This is a genomic window from Rouxiella badensis, assembly GCF_026967515.2.
GTDB lineage: Bacteria > Pseudomonadota > Gammaproteobacteria > Enterobacterales > Enterobacteriaceae > Rouxiella > Rouxiella badensis.
In genome coordinates this window covers 4,321,128-4,337,674 of the sequence record NZ_CP114062.1, presented here as the reverse complement: position 1 = coordinate 4,337,674, position 16,547 = coordinate 4,321,128, and the positions used below count along the sequence as shown (strand labels likewise).

Genomic DNA, 16,547 nt, shown 5'->3' with positions numbered 1-16,547 from the left:
GTATCGTGGGTATATCTATGTGGCAGGCTTGCTTTTATACTCTGCCTTCGACTACCGTACTGCGCGCGCGGCTGTTTATAAACTGCCCAAATGTCATTTAATGGGAATTATCAGGTGAAGTTCGTAAAGTATTTATTGACTCTAATAGTGTGTTGCATTGTGCTGGGAGCCGCCTCGATATATGGACTCTACAAATATATCGAACCACAGCTGCCCGATGTCGCGACGTTGAAAGACGTACGCTTGCAGACACCTATGCAGGTTTACAGCGCCGACGGCGAATTGATCGCTCAGTACGGTGAAAAGCGTCGTATTCCTCTGAAACTCGACCAGATCCCACCGGACCTGGTGCATGCGTTTATCGCAACCGAGGACAGCCGCTTTTATGAGCATCACGGTATCGATCCTATCGGTATTTTCCGTGCCGCTTCGGTTGCCCTGTTTACAGGCCGTGCCTCGCAGGGTGCGAGCACCATCACCCAGCAGCTGGCCAGAAACTTCTTCCTGAGTCCAGAACGCACCCTGACCCGTAAAATCAAGGAAGCCTTCCTGGCTATCCGTATTGAACAGCTGATGACCAAAGACGAGATCCTTGAGCTCTACCTCAACAAGATCTATCTCGGCTATCGCGCCTACGGTGTGGGTTCGGCTGCTCAGGTTTATTTCGGTAAAAATGTCGATCAGCTGACGCTGAGTGAAATGGCGGTTATCGCCGGTCTGCCTAAGGCGCCGTCAACCTTTAACCCGCTGTATTCGCACGACCGTGCGCTGGCTCGCCGCAACGTGGTGCTTTCTCGTATGCTTGACGAGAAATACATCACTCAGGCGCAGTACGATGCGGCCCGTCAGGCTCCGCTGGTTTCCAACTACCATCCGCCAGAAATCGCTTTCTCCGCGCCTTATCTCACCGAAATGGTGCGTCAGGAGATGGTTAAACGTTACGGCGACAATGCCTACACCGACGGTTACTCCGTTTACACCACCATTACCCGCAAAACTCAGCTGGCCGCACAGGACGCTCTGCGTAACAACGTGCTGGCCTATGACATGCGTCACGGCTACCGTGGCCCGTCGAACCAGCTGTGGAAAGTGGGTGAAACGCCGTGGGACCAGAAGCGCATTGTTAACTCCTTGAAAACGCTGCCGGTGTATGGACCGCTGTTCCCGGCCGTAGTGACCCAGATTGACGATAATCAGGCAACGGCCGTCATGGCCAACGGCGACAACATCAGCATGCCGTTTAGCGGTATGACTTGGGCACGTGCCTTCCGTTCTGACACCAGCCAGGGCCCGAATCCGAAGAAAGTCGGTGACGTGGTTCAGCCGGGTCAGCAAATTTGGGTGCGCAAGGTCGGCAACGACTGGTGGCTGGCGCAGGTGCCAGACGTCAACTCGGCGCTGGTGTCTCTGAATAACGTGACCGGTGCCGTTGAAGCGCTGGTGGGCGGATTCGACTTTAATCAGAGCAAATTTAACCGTGCAACGCAGGCGCTGCGTCAGGTGGGCTCGAACATTAAACCGTTCCTGTACACCGCCGCGATGGACAAAGGCCTGACGCTGGCGACCATTCTCAACGACGTGCCGATCACCCGCTGGGATGCAGGTGCAGGTACCGAATGGCGTCCTAAAAACTCACCGCCAACCTACGATGGTCCAATCCGCTTGCGTCAGGGCCTTGGGCAGTCTAAAAACGTGATGATGGTGCGTGCGATGCGTGCGATGGGCGTCGACTATGCCGCAGACTATCTGCAGCGTTTCGGCTTCCCGCCTGAGAATATCGTGCACTCGGAGTCTCTGGCGCTGGGTTCTGCGTCCTTTACGCCAATGCAGCTGGTGCGAGGTTATGCCGCGCTGACCAACGGCGGCTATCTGATTGATCCGTACTTCATCTCCAAGATTGTTGATGAGTCGGGCAAGACCGTCTTCGAAGAGAAGCCGCGTATTGCCTGTGAAACCTGCGATATTCCGGTGATTTACGGCAACTCGCAGAAAACCGCCGTGCTGTCGGATGACAACGTCGAGAACGTGGCGGTCTCCAACGAGCCAAATAACGCCACCGTTCCTCAACCGCAGCTTGAACAGGTGACGCCGGGCCAGGTACAGAGCGATACCCAGCAAGAGTACGCGCCACACGTTATCAGTACTCAGCTGTCGTTCCTTATCCACGATGCGCTGAACAGCAACATCTTCGGCGAACCGGGTTGGATGGGTACCGCATGGCGCGCAGGACGAGACCTTAAGCGCCATGATATCGGCGGTAAAACCGGTACCACCAACAGTTCGAAAGATGCGTGGTTCTCAGGCTACGGTCCGGGCGTCGTGACCTCGGTATACATCGGGTTCGACGATCACCGTCGTGATTTGGGCCGCACTACGGCATCGGGCGAAATCCCTGACCAGATCTCCGGTTATGAAGGTGGCGCGAAGAGTGCACAGCCAGCGTGGGACGACTACATGAAGACCATTCTGGATGGCGTTCCCGAGCAAATGCTCAGCCCGCCTCCTGGCATCGTGTCGGTCAAAATCGACAAACGCAGCGGCAAGCTGGCCGATGGGTCTGCCGACAGCCGCATGGAGTACTTTATTGATGGAACTCAACCGACCGAGCACGCCGTGCACGACGTCGGTACCACCATCATGGATAACGGCCAGTCTAAAGAGCTGTTCTGATGCCTGCGGGCCTCTGAATCTCGGCTGATTCGCCAATAAAAAAGCCGGACTGGGAATTCTCAGTCCGGCTTTTTCAATTCTGAATTCTATTCATCAGCGCGTGAGAAACTTGTGCGCCAAAAACAGGGCGCTAACGTTCCTTGCCTCATTGAAATCAGGCTGCTCCAGCAGTTCCATCATTCGGGCGATAGGCCATCGCGTTTGCGGCAAAGGCTCAGGTTCATCCCCGACCAGACTCTGCGGATAAAGCCCCTTGGCAATCACGATGTTCATCCGGCTGGAAAAATAAGACGGTGCCATCGTCAGCTTGGCCAGCACGTCGAAATGCTGTGCGCCGAAGCCCACCTCTTCCATCAGTTCACGGTTAGCCGCTTCGAGTACTGTTTCACCTGGATCAATGAGCCCTTTAGGAAACCCCAGCTCGTAGCTCTCGATGCCGACGGCGTATTCATGAATCAGCAGCAAATCGTCACCCACGATCGGTACAATCATCACCGCTTCGCGATCCGAAGGCCGCATCCTTTCATAGACACGCTGTTCGCCATTGCTAAACGTCAAATCGACAGACTCGATGGTAAACAAACGGGAGCGGGCTATAGTGTCAACTTTCAGGATCTTAGGTTTTTGCAGGTGCTTATCCATATCGTCCCCAATAATATTATCCCCTTGCTACGACCAACCCTTACCGCAGCCAGCCTGTACTACCTAACATTCACGATTCCTATAATGCGTTAATGCTCACCCGTATCGCAATCTTTCAACGCGATTCTTTACGTAATGCCTGCCTTTACTGTTCCATTTGTGTAACATCTGCGTACCTCACGGTACATTCGAGGTGTTAGCAAATTCAGAGATGATTAAAAATAGGATTATGCCGATACCCATTTTGGGCAAGAGATTGTTATGATTCAAAGTGGCATGGACTGTGTGAAACATTTCTTCATACCTCGATTCAGACTAACAAATACTTTGATTACAATAATAAAACTTTTTCCTGATAGTAGCTTTTCTGATAAGAGACAGGTTCTAAACACTTTTGAACTTTATATTTCAGATTTCAATATGTTTAAATTTTTCAATCAGATGACTCACCACGCCTGAGTCTGAACGGGGATAGGATGAGTACAGTCGTCGAGACGCTGATTTTATTGTGTGCAGTTCTCCTCATCGCGGGCATAGGCCTGAGATTTGTGCTGCAACGCCGACGGTTAGCCTCTTCCAGCATACATTTTTCAAAACCACACCAGCGCAAACTGACTCAACAGGAGCGCGACGCTGTTGAAAAGTATTTCCGCCAGAACGATCCTCTTAGCCCAACGCCAATGACCCACCGCAGCAACCTCATGCTGCAGCGCGACAAGCTAGCTCTGACCGCCAAAAGCGAGAGCGTTTATTCCGTTACCCGCGCCATTACCCGCTACGGGCTGGCCAGTGACGATCCGAATAAATGGCGCTATTTTCTCGAGACCACGGAAATTCACCTGCCGCTGTTCTGGGAACAGTACATTGCGCAGGAAAACCACGTCGAGTTAATCAAGACACAGACTATCCCGCTGGTCATCTCGCTCAACGGGCATTCATTGGTCGACCATATTTACGACCGTGCCTCGGTGACCTCTGCGGTGGTTGCCCCGCCGCCGCGTAACGCGTCTATTCGCCCCGAAGAGAGTGACCACGTCGAACTGGTCAGCGTGCGTCAGGAAACCAGAGAAGAACATAAGCTTACCCAGTCGAACGGCGTGAGCGAGGCGATTGCCCTGTCGCTGGCGATGATACTGGTGTTTATTGCGCTGATTGGTCCGCCGGCAATCCTGCCGTGGATGATGGCACTTACGTTGCTGTTGGCGGCGTGGGTAGGTTGGCGATTGCTGTCGGATATGCTCGGCCGCAATCGCAAAGAGATCCACTGCCTGCGCGGCATGCCTAAGCGCTGGGGCCTGTTTGGCGAATCGAAACAGGGCGATATCAGCAACATTTCGCTCGGCGTGGTAGACCTGGTTTATCCGTCACACTGGCAGTCCTACATTGGCCGTGAGCTGGGTCAAAAAACCAATATTGACGTCTATCTCAACAGCCAGGTGGTTCGTCAGGGCCGGTTCCTTTCCTTGCACGACGAAGTCAAAAACTTTCCGCTACAGCGCTGGGGCAAGAATCTGGTTCTAACCTGTAGTTCACTGTTTTTGCTGCTGATGCTGCTGGCCTACGTGCCTCTTAGCCTGTCGCTGAAACTCAGCGTAGCCTGGCTTCAGGGCGCGCAGAGTACGCAGGTCAACAGCGTGGCCGCGTTAGAAAAAACGCCACTGCGCGTTGGCGACACGCTTAAAGTACAGGGTACTGGCATGTGTTATGTGCCGCCACATCTTAGCAGCGGCAACACGTCGCCATTTTTGCCGTTTGACTGTTCTTCAGTGTACTGGAACGAGGCCACTCCGCTGCCTATCCCACAGTCTGAAACGATTGAAGCCGCCGATGACCTAATAGCGACGGTGCACAATCAGCTGCATCCGGGCAGCGCGGGTAACGAGCAAAGCATCAACCCGCAGCTGGCGACCGCCATCGAGAAATCCGGCATGATTCTACTCGACGACTTCTCGGACATTGTGCTGAAAACCGAATCGCTGTGCAGCAACAGCGAAGACTGCGTGCGTTTGAAAAATGCGCTGGTCAATCTGGGCAATGCCGATAACTGGAGCACGCTGGTCAAACGCGCTAAGTCAGGCCAGCTTAAAGGCATGAACGTTCTGCTGCGCCCGGTAAGCGCCGAGTCGCTCAATGAATTAGTCAACAGCGCGACGAATGCGTTTTACTCCCATGAAACCCTGCGCGCGGCTTCAGCGCTTAACAGCCCACCGCCGGGCGGTTTCCTGATCAGTAACGACGAAGGCAAACAGTTGGTGCCAGAAGCCCGTCCTGCTCTGTCACTTTTCGCCTATAATCCGCTGGACCAATGGAAACAGCTGCAAAATCTGTCATCAATGCTGTTGCATACTCGCTTTGCAGCACAGGGTGTCATCACCAACATCAGCATTGATGCCAACGGCACGCGCCATATCTCGCTGCACAGCGAACCGGATATCTCGACGCTGTGGCGCTATCTCGGCACGACCATCCTGCTGATGGGGGTTATCGCCACGCTGTTGACCAATGTCGTGCTGTTGATTAAGCGCCGCATAAACGACAGGCAGCGGATGGAAAAAATTCAGGCCTATTACAGCAGCTGTTTTAATCCCACGTTGATGTCGTAACCGTTGCTCTGCGCGACTGACCTCATCAAAGATTGAAGAGTACAGAGAGATGATGCTGGACCTGGACTGGAATAACATTGATACCGTACTGCTGGATATGGACGGCACCCTTTTGGATTTAGCCTTCGACAGCCATTTTTGGCTTCAGCAGGTTCCCATGGCGCTGAGCGAGAAACGCCAGATATCGCTGCAGCAGGCCAGGCAGCACATCCACGAGGAATATCTTGCAGTACAGCACACTATGAACTGGTACTGCTTCGACTATTGGAGTAAAAAGCTCGACCTGGACATCTACCAGATGACCACGGATATTGGCAGTAACGCGAAACTGCGCGAAGATACTACGCCTTTTTTAACACAGTTACGCCAAAGCGGGCGACGCACCATCCTGCTAACCAATGCGCATCCGCACAGTCTGGCGGTGAAGATTGAGCATACGGGTTTAGACCAGCACCTTGATTTATTGCTTTCCACCCACACATTTGGTTATCCGAAAGAAGATCAGCGCCTTTGGGCTGCCGTCCAGCAGCAAACCGGTTTTGATCCGGCGAGGACGCTTTTTGTAGACGACGGCGAACCTATTCTTGATGCAGCGAAGGCCTACGGGATCCGCTACTGTCTTGGTATAGAAAATCCCGACTCTACGATGGCGACAAAGTCATTTCAGGGTCATCCTTCAATCAGTGATTACCGCAGTCTGTTACCTTTGGGTTAACCGGCGCGGCCTCAGCAGATTATGCCCCTGCCCGAAACGGGAGGAATCATGAAGGCAAAAGCACAGCAACAGGATGATAACGCCGTTCGTCTCGACAAATGGCTGTGGGCCGCGCGTTTCTATAAAACCCGCGCCCTCGCCCGAGAGATGATTGAAGGCGGCAAGGTTCATTACAACGGCCAGCGTGGTAAGCCCAGTAAACTGGTCGAGCTTAACGCTGAGATAAAACTGCGTCAGGGCAATGACGAAAAAGTCGTGGTGGTGCTAGACGTCACCGACCAGCGACGCAGTGCAGAACAGGCTCAAACGCTTTATCAGGAAACGGAAGCCAGCGTGGCCAATCGGGAGAAAATCTCTCAGGCCCGCAAGATGAATGCTCTGACGATGCCGCATCCCGACAGGCGTCCGGACAAGAAAGAACGCCGCAGCCTGATTAAATTTAAATATAGCGATCAAGAATAACGTCCTCTGCGTTAACCGCTGCAAGGGCACGATCGCCAAAAAGAGAACGTAAACTATGTCTAATAAAGATCAATTACACCGTTACTTATTCAATCATCACGCCGTGCGCGGCGAGTTGGTATCCCTGAGCGAAACCTTTCAGCAAATCGTAGATGGCCATGATTATCCTGCTGAAGTTCGCACGCTGCTGGGCGAGCTGCTGGTTGCGACCAGCCTGCTGACCGCCACGCTGAAGTTCGACGGTGACATCACCGTGCAGGTTCAGGGCGATGGTCCTCTGAAGCTGGCGGTTATCAACGGCAACAATCTGCAAGAAATGCGTGGCGTAGCGCGTCTGCAGGGTGACATCGCCGAAGGCAGCACGCTGAAACAGATGGTCGGCAATGGGTATATGGTTATTACCATTTCCCCAACCGAAGGCGAGCGCTATCAGGGCGTGGTGGGCCTCGAAGGGGAAACCCTGGCAGAATGTCTGGAAGATTACTTCCTGCGCTCAGAGCAGCTGCCTACGCGCATCTTTATCCGCACCGGTGAGTCGGAAGGCCAGCCAGCGGCGGGCGGTATGCTGCTTCAGGTTCTGCCTGCGCAGGAAACCGATGCTGAAGAGTTCAGCCACCTGTCTCAGCTGACAACCACCATCAAGGCGGAAGAGCTTTTCACCTTGCCAGCCAACGAAGTACTGTATCGTTTGTATCACCAGGAAGAGGTGACGCTGTACGAACCACAGGACGTTTGCTTCAAGTGCACCTGCTCTCGTCAGCGTTGTGCTGACGCGTTGCTGACGCTGCCGGATGAAGAAGTTCTGGAAATGCTTGAAGAAGATGAAAAAATTGATATGCACTGCGACTATTGCGGCAGTCATTACGTGTTTGACGCGATGGACATGGTATCGATTCGCTCGGGCGCAAACAGCAGCAATGACAGCATTCACTGAGTAAATCCCGCATAAAATTCCACCTGAGGAGCAGTTTAATAGCTGCTCCTGTTACATTACTCCGTGCTCTACATCTCAAATCTACCAAAAATGTTCCAATAGCTTCAATTATTTGGTGACTCCCGTGTAAAAGGACTATTGTTCTCCCTACAATATCGCGCAGACAGACGATGTATATAAAGGAGCAGGGATATGTCTAGTACACCTTTTTCAGCTGATGAGCTGGCCCAGTACGGGATCACTCAAGCTAATGAAATCATTTATAATCCGAGTTACGAAGTGCTTTATCAGGAGGAGTTGGCTCCTGGTCTGGAAGGATTTGAACGCGGTCAATTGACCGAGCTCGGCGCTATTAACGTTGATACGGGTATCTTCACCGGCCGTTCGCCAAAGGACAAATACATCGTCCGTGACGACACGACCCGCGACACCGTTTGGTGGGCAGATCAGGGCAAAGGAAAGAATGACAACAAGCCGTTGAGTCAGGAGACCTGGCAGGAGCTGAAGCAGTTAGTTGGCCGTCAGCTTTCTGGAAAACGCCTGTTTGTTGTCGATGCTTTTTGCGGCACCAACGAGAATTCCCGTCTGAAAGTTCGCTTCGTCACTGAAGTAGCCTGGCAGGCACACTTTGTCAAAAATATGTTCATCCGTCCTACCGATGAAGAGTTGGTCGGTTTTAAGCCAGACTTCGTGGTGCTGAACGGCGCCAAGTGCAGCAATCCACACTGGAAAGAGCAGGGTCTGAACTCCGAGAACTTCATCGCGTTCAACCTGACTGAAGGCGTTCAGCTAATTGGCGGCACCTGGTACGGCGGCGAAATGAAGAAAGGCATGTTCGCCGTGATGAACTACCTGCTGCCACTCAACAACATCGCCTCTATGCACTGCTCCGCAAACGTTGGCGAGAAAGGCGACGTGGCGGTGTTCTTTGGCCTGTCAGGGACCGGTAAAACCACCCTGTCTACCGATCCTAAACGCAAGCTTATCGGCGACGACGAGCACGGCTGGGATGACGAAGGCGTGTTCAACTTTGAAGGCGGCTGCTACGCAAAAACCATTAATCTGAGCCACGAAGCCGAGCCAGACATTTTTGCCGCCATCAAGCGCGATGCGCTGTTGGAAAATGTTGCCGTCAATGAGCAGGGCATCATTGATTTCAACGACGGTGCTAAAACCGAAAATACCCGCGTGACCTACCCGATTTATCACATCGATAATATCGTCAAGCCTATTTCTAAAGCAGGCCATGCGACCAAGGTCATCTTCCTGACCGCCGACGCCTACGGCGTGCTGCCACCGGTTTCCTGCCTGACCGACAAGCAGACCGAATACTACTTCCTGTCTGGCTTCACCGCCAAACTGGCCGGTACCGAGCGCGGCGTAACCGAACCGACGCCAACCTTCTCAGCCTGCTTCGGCGCGGCCTTCCTGACGCTGCACCCTACGCAGTATGCAGAAGTGCTCGAAAAACGCATGAAGGCGTCTGGCGCGAAGGCTTATCTGGTCAACACCGGCTGGAACGGGACTGGTAAGCGCATCTCGTTGAAAAATACCCGTGCGATTATCGACTCCATCCTCAGCGGTGAAATCGACAATCAGCCAACGACTCAGCTGCCAATTTTCGACCTGGCGGTTCCACAGTCGTTGCCGGGCGTTGACACGCAGATCCTTGACCCACGCGACAGCTATTCAAGCGCAGAGCAGTGGCAGAGCAAAGCTGAAGATCTGGCCACGCTGTTTGTTGAAAACTTCAGCAAATACACTGACACCCCGGCCGGTGCCGCTCTGGTAAGCGCGGGACCTAAGCTGTAATGGCGACGCTGACGATTCGCAACCTTGATGACGAAGTCAAAGATTTGCTGCGACTCTCGGCTGCAAAAAACGGGCACTCCATGGAAGAGGAGGCCCGGATCATTCTCCGCCAGGCGCTGCAAGGCAGCCAGCCGAGCTATGGTTTAGGCAGCAGACTGCAACAGCGTTTCTCGCAGAGCGGTGGCGTTGAGTTGGCTTTACCACAAAGAAGTGAAGCATCTCGTCAAAGAGACAATGACGAATGATTGTGCTTGATACGCCGGTGATAGCGGAAATAATGCGGCCAAAACCGCACAAATATTTGCTGGAGTGGCTGAACGCGCAGGACGCGCAGCAGCTGTTCCTGACCGCTATCTCCGTCGCGGAACTGTTTGCCAGCGCGGAATGCCTGGCAGACAACCGCCAGAAAGCGCAGGTTTCGACGTTGCTCCTCGAGATGCTTAATCAAGACTTTGCCGGCAGACTGCTGGCCTTCGATGCGCCGAGCGCGTTGATTTACGCCCAGCTTTACGCTGAGAATCAGGCGTACCCTACCCCATTGAATTACAACGAATTACAGACCGCGGCGATTTGCCGACACCATCAGGCGCGACTGGCAACCTCCGAGGTTGCGCGCTTCTCGCAGACCGGCATTGCGCTGCTCAACCCATGGGAAAACCAGGGAAGCCCGCGCTGGCGCGAAGAAGCAGCCGAATACTTTATCATGAGTCGCAAATCTTAATCCCTTACGGGCTAGGTGCGGGCGATCAAATGCCCATTGAAGCTGTCGAAGCGGAGCGGAAAAGTTCCTCGGAGTCCTATGAAGCCGACCTCCGAGGCCTTTGCTTTTAAGACTCTGTCGTTGATGCCGCCATCGGCTCCCGAGTCACCCTCGGAAGATAAGCCCTAAACCGCAGCCCACCGCGCGGACTCTTGCCGATATCCAGGCTGCCGGCGTGTGCATCAATGATACGCTGCACGATAGCCAGACCCAGCCCAGTTCCACTGATGGTACGCGCACTGTCGCCGCGTACGAACGGCTGGAACAGATGTGCCAGCTGGTCAGGCTCAATGCCCGGACCATCGTCCTCGACCTGGAACCAGCTACGATTCAGCTCATGACCACTGCTGACCTTGATCCAACCATTACCGTAGCGTGCCGCATTGACAACCATGTTCACCGCTGCTCGTTTGATGGACAACGGATGCACGTTGACCAGCACGTCGCCATCGACCAGGTCAGTTTCAATCTCGCGCTCGTAGCCGCTTTCTGCTGCCACCACTTCGCCCAGAATCGAGTTAAGATCGCAAACTTCAGTCTGCATCTCCTGCCCCGTGCGCAGATAATCAATAAACTGCTCGATAATCGCGTTACTTTCTTCGATATCTTTATTGATTGATTCAGCGAGGTAACCGTCTTCACTGCTCATCATCTCGGTCGCGAGACGTATACGCGTCAGCGGCGTGCGCAGGTCGTGGCTAACGCCAGCCATCAGTAGAGTTCGGTCATCTGCCAGCTGTTTGACGCCCGCGGCCATCTGGTTAAACGCCCGGGTCACTGAACGCACCTCCGAGGCACCGTATTCGCGCAGCGGCGGCGGAATAATCCCCTTACCAACCTGCAACGCGGCGTGCTCCAGTTCAACCAAGGGTCGGTTCTGAATACGGATAAACAGCCAGGCACCGCCGATAGCCAGCAGCATAATCGCCAGCGTGTAGCGGAACAGCGGCGAGAAATCGCCCTGATGGATCTCGGTCAACGGCACGCGCACCCAGATGTCGGGCGACAACCAGGTTTTGAGCCATACGACCGGGGTATTTTTGTTTACTTCGACACGAACATCGGTGGGGCCACCAAGTTGCTGAGCCATTTGCTGGCTCAGAAACTCGTAGTGCTGCGCCCAGCGTAAACCACTCTCTTCGGCAGCAGAGTTAGTGTACAGCGAGATGCCCAGCTCTCGGTAAATCTCACGGCGAAATGCCGGAGGCACTTCCAGTAGTGTGCCGTCCTCAAGCTGCAGCTTGTCGGTCATCAGCATACGGACTTCGTAGGCCAGGACTTTATTGAACTGCTGCAAACTCGGCAGGATAGCGAAATTCAGCACCACCAGATAGGTCGTCACCAGGCTGACAAACAGCAGGGTGACGATTAAAAGCAAAGTACGGGCAAAGGAGCTACGCGGTGAAAAGCGTATTTTCCTCATGCCTTACTGCCGTCCGGTACGAACACATAGCCCAGGCCCCAAACGGTCTGGATATAACGCGGATGCGCCGGATCTTCTTCAACCATGCGGCGAAGACGCGAGATCTGTACGTCAATAGAACGTTCCATCGCACTGTACTCACGGCCGCGAGCCAGGTTCATCAGTTTGTCACGAGACAGCGGCTCACGTGGATGGCTTACCAGCGCTTTCAACACGGCAAATTCACCGCTGGTCAAAGGCATAGGCTCGTCTTCACGGAACATTTCACGCGTGCCGAGATTAAGTTTGAACTTACCAAACGAAATCACCGCTTCTTCCTGCGAAGGTGCACCCGGCAGTTCATTGGCCTGACGGCGCAACACGGCACGGATACGCGCCAACAGCTCGCGCGGGTTAAACGGTTTTGGAATGTAGTCATCGGCACCAATTTCGAGGCCAACGATACGATCGACTTCTTCACCCTTCGCGGTCACCATGATGATCGGCATTGGGTTGCTTTGGCTACGCAGGCGGCGGCAGATTGACAGGCCGTCTTCACCTGGAAGCATCAGGTCAAGCACCATCAAATGGAAGGATTCACGCGTTAATAAACGATCCATTTGTTCAGCATTGGCAACGCTTCTCACCTGGAAGCCTTGCTCGGTCAGATAACGTTCTAAAAGTGCGCGCAAACGCATGTCATCATCAACTACCAGAATCTTGTGATTCTCTTGCATTTTCTTACTCCCAAAGGCGCTAATACCTGAAGCCGGTATTGTTAAAAAAGCTGGCTATAACCAACAGCTTTTAATGGTATATATTCTAGTCGAAATTGTAACAATGCTTATGGTTTGCCCAATTTATCAATAAATTTTAGGGATTTCACGCCTTCTTGCAGCAAAAACTACGCCGCTAAGGGGTCTGTTCATATCTTTATGCTTTTTACACTTTTGGGCGCACTCTCCTTTTGCAGGCAAAAATCTCGGCAATAGAGGGTTTCCCTGATGCGTTTCGCTGAGTTATTCTGCCCTGATAGACAAAATCCGGATAAATTCCGGTGAACACTGTTTCCACCTCCTCAGATAAAAACGAAGAAGCCGATGAAAACCAAGCTGATAACTCGCGAAGGCTACCAGAAACTCAAGCAGGAACTCGACTTTCTCTGGCGGGAAGAACGTCCCGAAGTCACCAAAAAAGTGACCTGGGCAGCCAGCCTTGGCGACAGAAGTGAAAATGCCGATTATCAGTATAATAAGAAACGCTTACGCGAAATCGACCGCCGGGTGAGGTATCTCACCAAATGCATGGAACAGCTGCGCATTGTCGATTACTCGCCACAGCAGGACGGCAAAGTGTTCTTCGGTGCCTGGGTCGAGATTGAAAATGACGACGGCCAGACGATGCGTTTTCGTATCGTCGGCTATGATGAAATCTTTGGCCGCAAAGACTATATATCCATCGATTCACCGATGGCCCGTGCCCTGCTGAAAAAAGAGGTCGGAGACAGCACCGTCGTCACCACGCCGGTCGGCGATGCCGTCTGGTACGTCAACGAGATTGACTATACTCAAGGCGAATGACCTTCCAAGTTTCTCAAAACGCCGGTCACCACGCGTGGATGGCTGGCATTTTGGGCGTTCAAAACGTATAACTGTCCCCCTGTTTTCACGTCATCTACTTATACCCAAAGTAAGATAAAAAACTTATGAATGATCAACTGAGCCGCATTATCGCGACAGAATTGCAGGTACGTCCGGAGCAGGTTGCTTCTGTCGTCCGCTTACTGGATGAAGGTAATACCGTGCCATTTATTGCGCGGTATCGTAAGGAAGTCACCGGCGGGTTGGATGATACCCAACTGCGTCAGTTGGACACCCGCCTGGGTTATTTGCGCGAACTGGAAGACCGTCGGCAGACTATCCTCAAGTCTATCGAAGAACAGGGCAAGCTGAGCGATGACCTGGCGAAGGCCATTAATGGCACGCTGAGCAAAACCGAGCTTGAAGACCTCTATCTTCCGTTTAAACCAAAGCGCCGCACGCGTGGCCAGATTGCTATCGAAGCCGGTCTCGAACCGTTGGCCGACTTGCTGTGGCAGGACGCACAACAAGAGCCAGAGCAGGCCGCCGCCGCCTTCGTCGATGCCGATAAAGGCGTAAGCGACGTGAAGGCCGCCCTTGACGGTGCCCGCTACGTTCTGATGGAACGCTTCGCCGAAGACGCCTCTCTGCTGGCGAAAGTACGTGACTATCTGTGGAAAAATGCCCATCTGACCTCGCGTATGGTCGAGGGCAAAGAGCAGGAAGGCGCGAAATTCCGCGACTATTTCGATCATCATGAACCGATTTCTCAGGTGCCTTCACACCGTGCGCTGGCGATGTTCCGCGGCCGCAATGAAGGCGTCTTACAGCTGGGCCTGAATGCCGATCCTCAGTCTGATGAACCGCCGCGCGAGAGCTATGCCGAGCAAATCATCATCGACCACTTGGGCCTGAAGCTCAACAATGCTCCGGCTGACGTCTGGCGTCGCGCGGTTGTCAACTGGACCTGGCGTATCAAAGTGTTGATGCACCTTGAAACCGAGCTGATGAGCACCGTGCGCGAACGTGCCGAAGACGAGGCTATCAACGTATTCGCCCGCAACATGCACGACCTGCTGATGGCCGCTCCAGCGGGGATGCGCGCCACCATGGGTCTCGATCCGGGTCTGCGTACCGGCGTTAAGGTCGCCGTGGTGGATAACACCGGTAAACTGGTCGGCACCGACACCGTCTATCCCCACACCGGTCAGGCAGCGAAAGCAGCCCAACAGGTCGCTGCGCTGTGCATCAAACACAACGTCGAGCTGGTGGCTATCGGTAACGGCACCGCCTCACGCGAGACCGAACGCTTCTTCATCGAGCTGCAAAAGCAGTTCCCTGAAGTTAAAGCACAGAAAGTTATCGTTAGCGAAGCCGGAGCCTCGGTCTACTCGGCCTCTGAACTGGCGGCGCTCGAGTTCCCGGATCTCGACGTCTCTATTCGCGGCGCCGTGTCTATCGCCCGCCGCCTGCAGGACCCACTCGCCGAACTGGTGAAAATCGACCCAAAATCTATCGGCGTGGGCCAGTATCAGCACGATGTCAGCCAAAGTCTGCTGGCCAAAAAACTTGATGCCGTAGTGGAAGACTGCGTAAACGCCGTCGGCGTGGACCTCAATACCGCTTCGGTTCCTCTGTTGACGCGCGTTGCGGGACTGACCCGCATGATGGCGCAGAATATCGTGAACTGGCGCGACGAGAACGGCCAGTTCCGCAACCGTGAACAGCTGCTAAAAGTCAGCCGTCTCGGGCCTAAAGCTTTTGAACAGTGCGCGGGCTTCCTGCGTATTAACCACGGAGATAACCCGCTCGACGCCTCGACCGTTCACCCGGAAACCTATCCGGTAGTTGAGCGAATTTTGGCGGCGACTCAGCTGGCGCTGAAAGAGCTGATGGGTGACTCAAACGTACTGCGTGGGCTGAAGGTCAGCGAGTTTACCGACGACACCTTCGGTGTGCCGACCGTCACCGACATCATCAAAGAGCTCGAAAAACCGGGTCACGATCCGCGTCCTGAGTTCAAAACCGCGACCTTCGCCGAAGGCGTCGAGACCATGAACGATCTGACGCTGGGCATGGTGCTCGAAGGCACAGTGACCAACGTCACTAACTTCGGTGCTTTTGTTAATATTGGCGTACATCAAGACGGTTTGGTGCATATCTCTTCTCTGGCGAACAAGTTCGTAGAAGATCCGCATACGGTGGTGAAAACCGGCGATATCGTGAAGGTTAAAGTCATGGAAGTTGACCTGCAGCGTAAGCGTATTGCGCTGACGATGCGTCTCGACGAACAGCCGGGTGAAGGCCCAGCGCGCCGCAGCAGTGGCTCGCCTGCACCGGCCACGGCCAAAGGACGTGAAGCACCGAAACGCGGGAACGCGGCACCGGCCGGTCGTGGCAACGCCAGCGCGGGCAACAATGCGATGGCTGACGCTCTGGCTGCCGCCTTCGGTAAAAAACGCTAAACAGAATAGGGGGCAGCGATACGCCTGCTCCCTTATTTTTCCCTTATTTTGCCTTAATTTCCCCTTCTTACCCCTTTTAACCTGAGCTACATCAATAAACGCCCTTCCCCTGAGGATTAGCATACTCACGCACCGAAACTATTCTTCGCTGCCGGACTGTCTCACCCCTTCCGCAAATCAGTAATGATTATTATTAGCCTTACTGTTCAATAAGTTATGCAAACAGGATGCAAAACTTTGGTCCCAAAGGACACTACAGAGGTTCACCATGCACTTTCAGACTCAGCGCTGCTACAAAGTCATCGGCTTCTCTCGTGATATCAGCCCCGCCTACCGGCAAAAACTGCTGTCGCTCGGCATGCTGCCTGGCTCCGAATTCAACGTGCTGCGCGTCGCCCCGCTGGGTGACCCTATGCAGATAGAAACCCGACGTACCTGCCTCATCGTGCGCAAGAAAGATTTGCAGCTGCTGCATGTCGAGCTGCAGGAGCAAAGATAACGC

The 16,547-nt window shown here is 53.8% G+C and carries 14 protein-coding genes; 11 read left to right on the top strand and 3 right to left on the bottom strand.

Going from position 1 to position 16,547, the window contains the following annotated elements; all coding sequences use genetic code 11:
• Positions 1-114 precede the first annotated feature (114 nt).
• Positions 115-2,670 (top strand): peptidoglycan glycosyltransferase/peptidoglycan DD-transpeptidase MrcA, encoded by a 2,556-nt coding sequence (gene mrcA, locus O1V65_RS19935; protein ID WP_026110587.1) that lies wholly within the window; start codon positions 115-117, stop codon positions 2,668-2,670.
• A 93-nt stretch (positions 2,671-2,763) separates the two neighbouring features.
• On the opposite strand, the gene nudE is transcribed toward mrcA, so the two are convergent.
• Positions 2,764-3,312: an ADP compounds hydrolase NudE gene (nudE, locus tag O1V65_RS19930; RefSeq protein ID WP_269129968.1), complete on the bottom strand. Its 549-nt coding sequence runs from the start codon at positions 3,310-3,312 to the stop codon at positions 2,764-2,766.
• Between the two features lie 476 nt (positions 3,313-3,788).
• Here nudE and O1V65_RS19925 point away from each other — a divergent pair, with 476 nt between their 5' ends.
• From O1V65_RS19925 to O1V65_RS19895, 7 genes are all read left to right on the top strand, one after another.
• A complete protein-coding gene (locus tag O1V65_RS19925; protein WP_017492321.1) occupies positions 3,789-5,915 on the top strand; it encodes an intracellular growth attenuator family protein in 2,127 nt (708 codons plus the stop codon).
• Between the two features lie 49 nt (positions 5,916-5,964).
• Positions 5,965-6,630, top strand: coding sequence for a GMP/IMP nucleotidase (yrfG, locus tag O1V65_RS19920; RefSeq protein ID WP_017492320.1), 666 nt, complete (start codon positions 5,965-5,967; stop codon positions 6,628-6,630).
• A gap of 48 nt (positions 6,631-6,678) precedes the next feature.
• Entirely contained in the window at positions 6,679-7,092 is a 414-nt protein-coding gene (gene hslR, locus O1V65_RS19915; protein ID WP_017492319.1) for a ribosome-associated heat shock protein Hsp15, read from the top strand.
• A gap of 55 nt (positions 7,093-7,147) precedes the next feature.
• Positions 7,148-8,026, top strand: a complete 879-nt coding sequence (gene hslO, locus O1V65_RS19910; protein WP_017492318.1) for an Hsp33 family molecular chaperone HslO — start codon at positions 7,148-7,150, stop codon at positions 8,024-8,026.
• A 192-nt stretch (positions 8,027-8,218) separates the two neighbouring features.
• Positions 8,219-9,838: a phosphoenolpyruvate carboxykinase (ATP) gene (gene pckA / locus O1V65_RS19905; RefSeq protein ID WP_017492317.1), complete on the top strand. Its 1,620-nt coding sequence runs from the start codon at positions 8,219-8,221 to the stop codon at positions 9,836-9,838.
• Positions 9,838-10,083 carry a FitA-like ribbon-helix-helix domain-containing protein gene (locus O1V65_RS19900; protein ID WP_017492316.1) on the top strand — a complete coding sequence of 82 codons (246 nt, stop codon included), beginning with the start codon at positions 9,838-9,840 and terminating at the stop codon, positions 10,081-10,083. The genes pckA and O1V65_RS19900 overlap by 1 nt, the downstream gene beginning before the upstream one ends.
• Positions 10,080-10,559, top strand: coding sequence for a PIN domain-containing protein (locus O1V65_RS19895; protein ID WP_017492315.1), 480 nt, complete (start codon positions 10,080-10,082; stop codon positions 10,557-10,559). The genes O1V65_RS19900 and O1V65_RS19895 overlap by 4 nt, the downstream gene beginning before the upstream one ends.
• Positions 10,560-10,665: 106 nt before the next feature.
• Here the strand turns inward: O1V65_RS19895 and envZ are convergent, their stop codons facing one another.
• The gene (gene envZ, locus O1V65_RS19890) at positions 10,666-12,021 is read right to left on the bottom strand and encodes a two-component system sensor histidine kinase EnvZ (protein WP_017492314.1); all 1,356 of its coding nucleotides are present in this window, start codon (positions 12,019-12,021) and stop codon (positions 10,666-10,668) included.
• A complete protein-coding gene (gene ompR / locus O1V65_RS19885; RefSeq protein ID WP_009635740.1) occupies positions 12,018-12,737 on the bottom strand; it encodes an osmolarity response regulator transcription factor OmpR in 720 nt (239 codons plus the stop codon). The genes envZ and ompR overlap by 4 nt, the downstream gene beginning before the upstream one ends.
• 363 nt (positions 12,738-13,100) lie before the next feature.
• On the opposite strand from ompR, the gene greB reads away from it, so the two are divergent.
• The 3 genes from greB to feoA all read left to right on the top strand — a co-directional run bounded on the left by greB (position 13,101) and on the right by feoA (position 16,544).
• Complete coding sequence (greB, locus tag O1V65_RS19880) at positions 13,101-13,580, top strand: transcription elongation factor GreB (protein WP_017492313.1); 480 nt, start codon at positions 13,101-13,103, stop codon at positions 13,578-13,580.
• A 125-nt stretch (positions 13,581-13,705) separates the two neighbouring features.
• Positions 13,706-16,045, top strand: a complete 2,340-nt coding sequence (locus O1V65_RS19875) for a Tex family protein (protein ID WP_269129967.1) — start codon at positions 13,706-13,708, stop codon at positions 16,043-16,045.
• Positions 16,046-16,313: 268 nt separating this feature from the next.
• Positions 16,314-16,544: a ferrous iron transporter A gene (feoA, locus tag O1V65_RS19870; protein WP_017492311.1), complete on the top strand. Its 231-nt coding sequence runs from the start codon at positions 16,314-16,316 to the stop codon at positions 16,542-16,544.
• Positions 16,545-16,547: the final 3 nt, after the last annotated feature.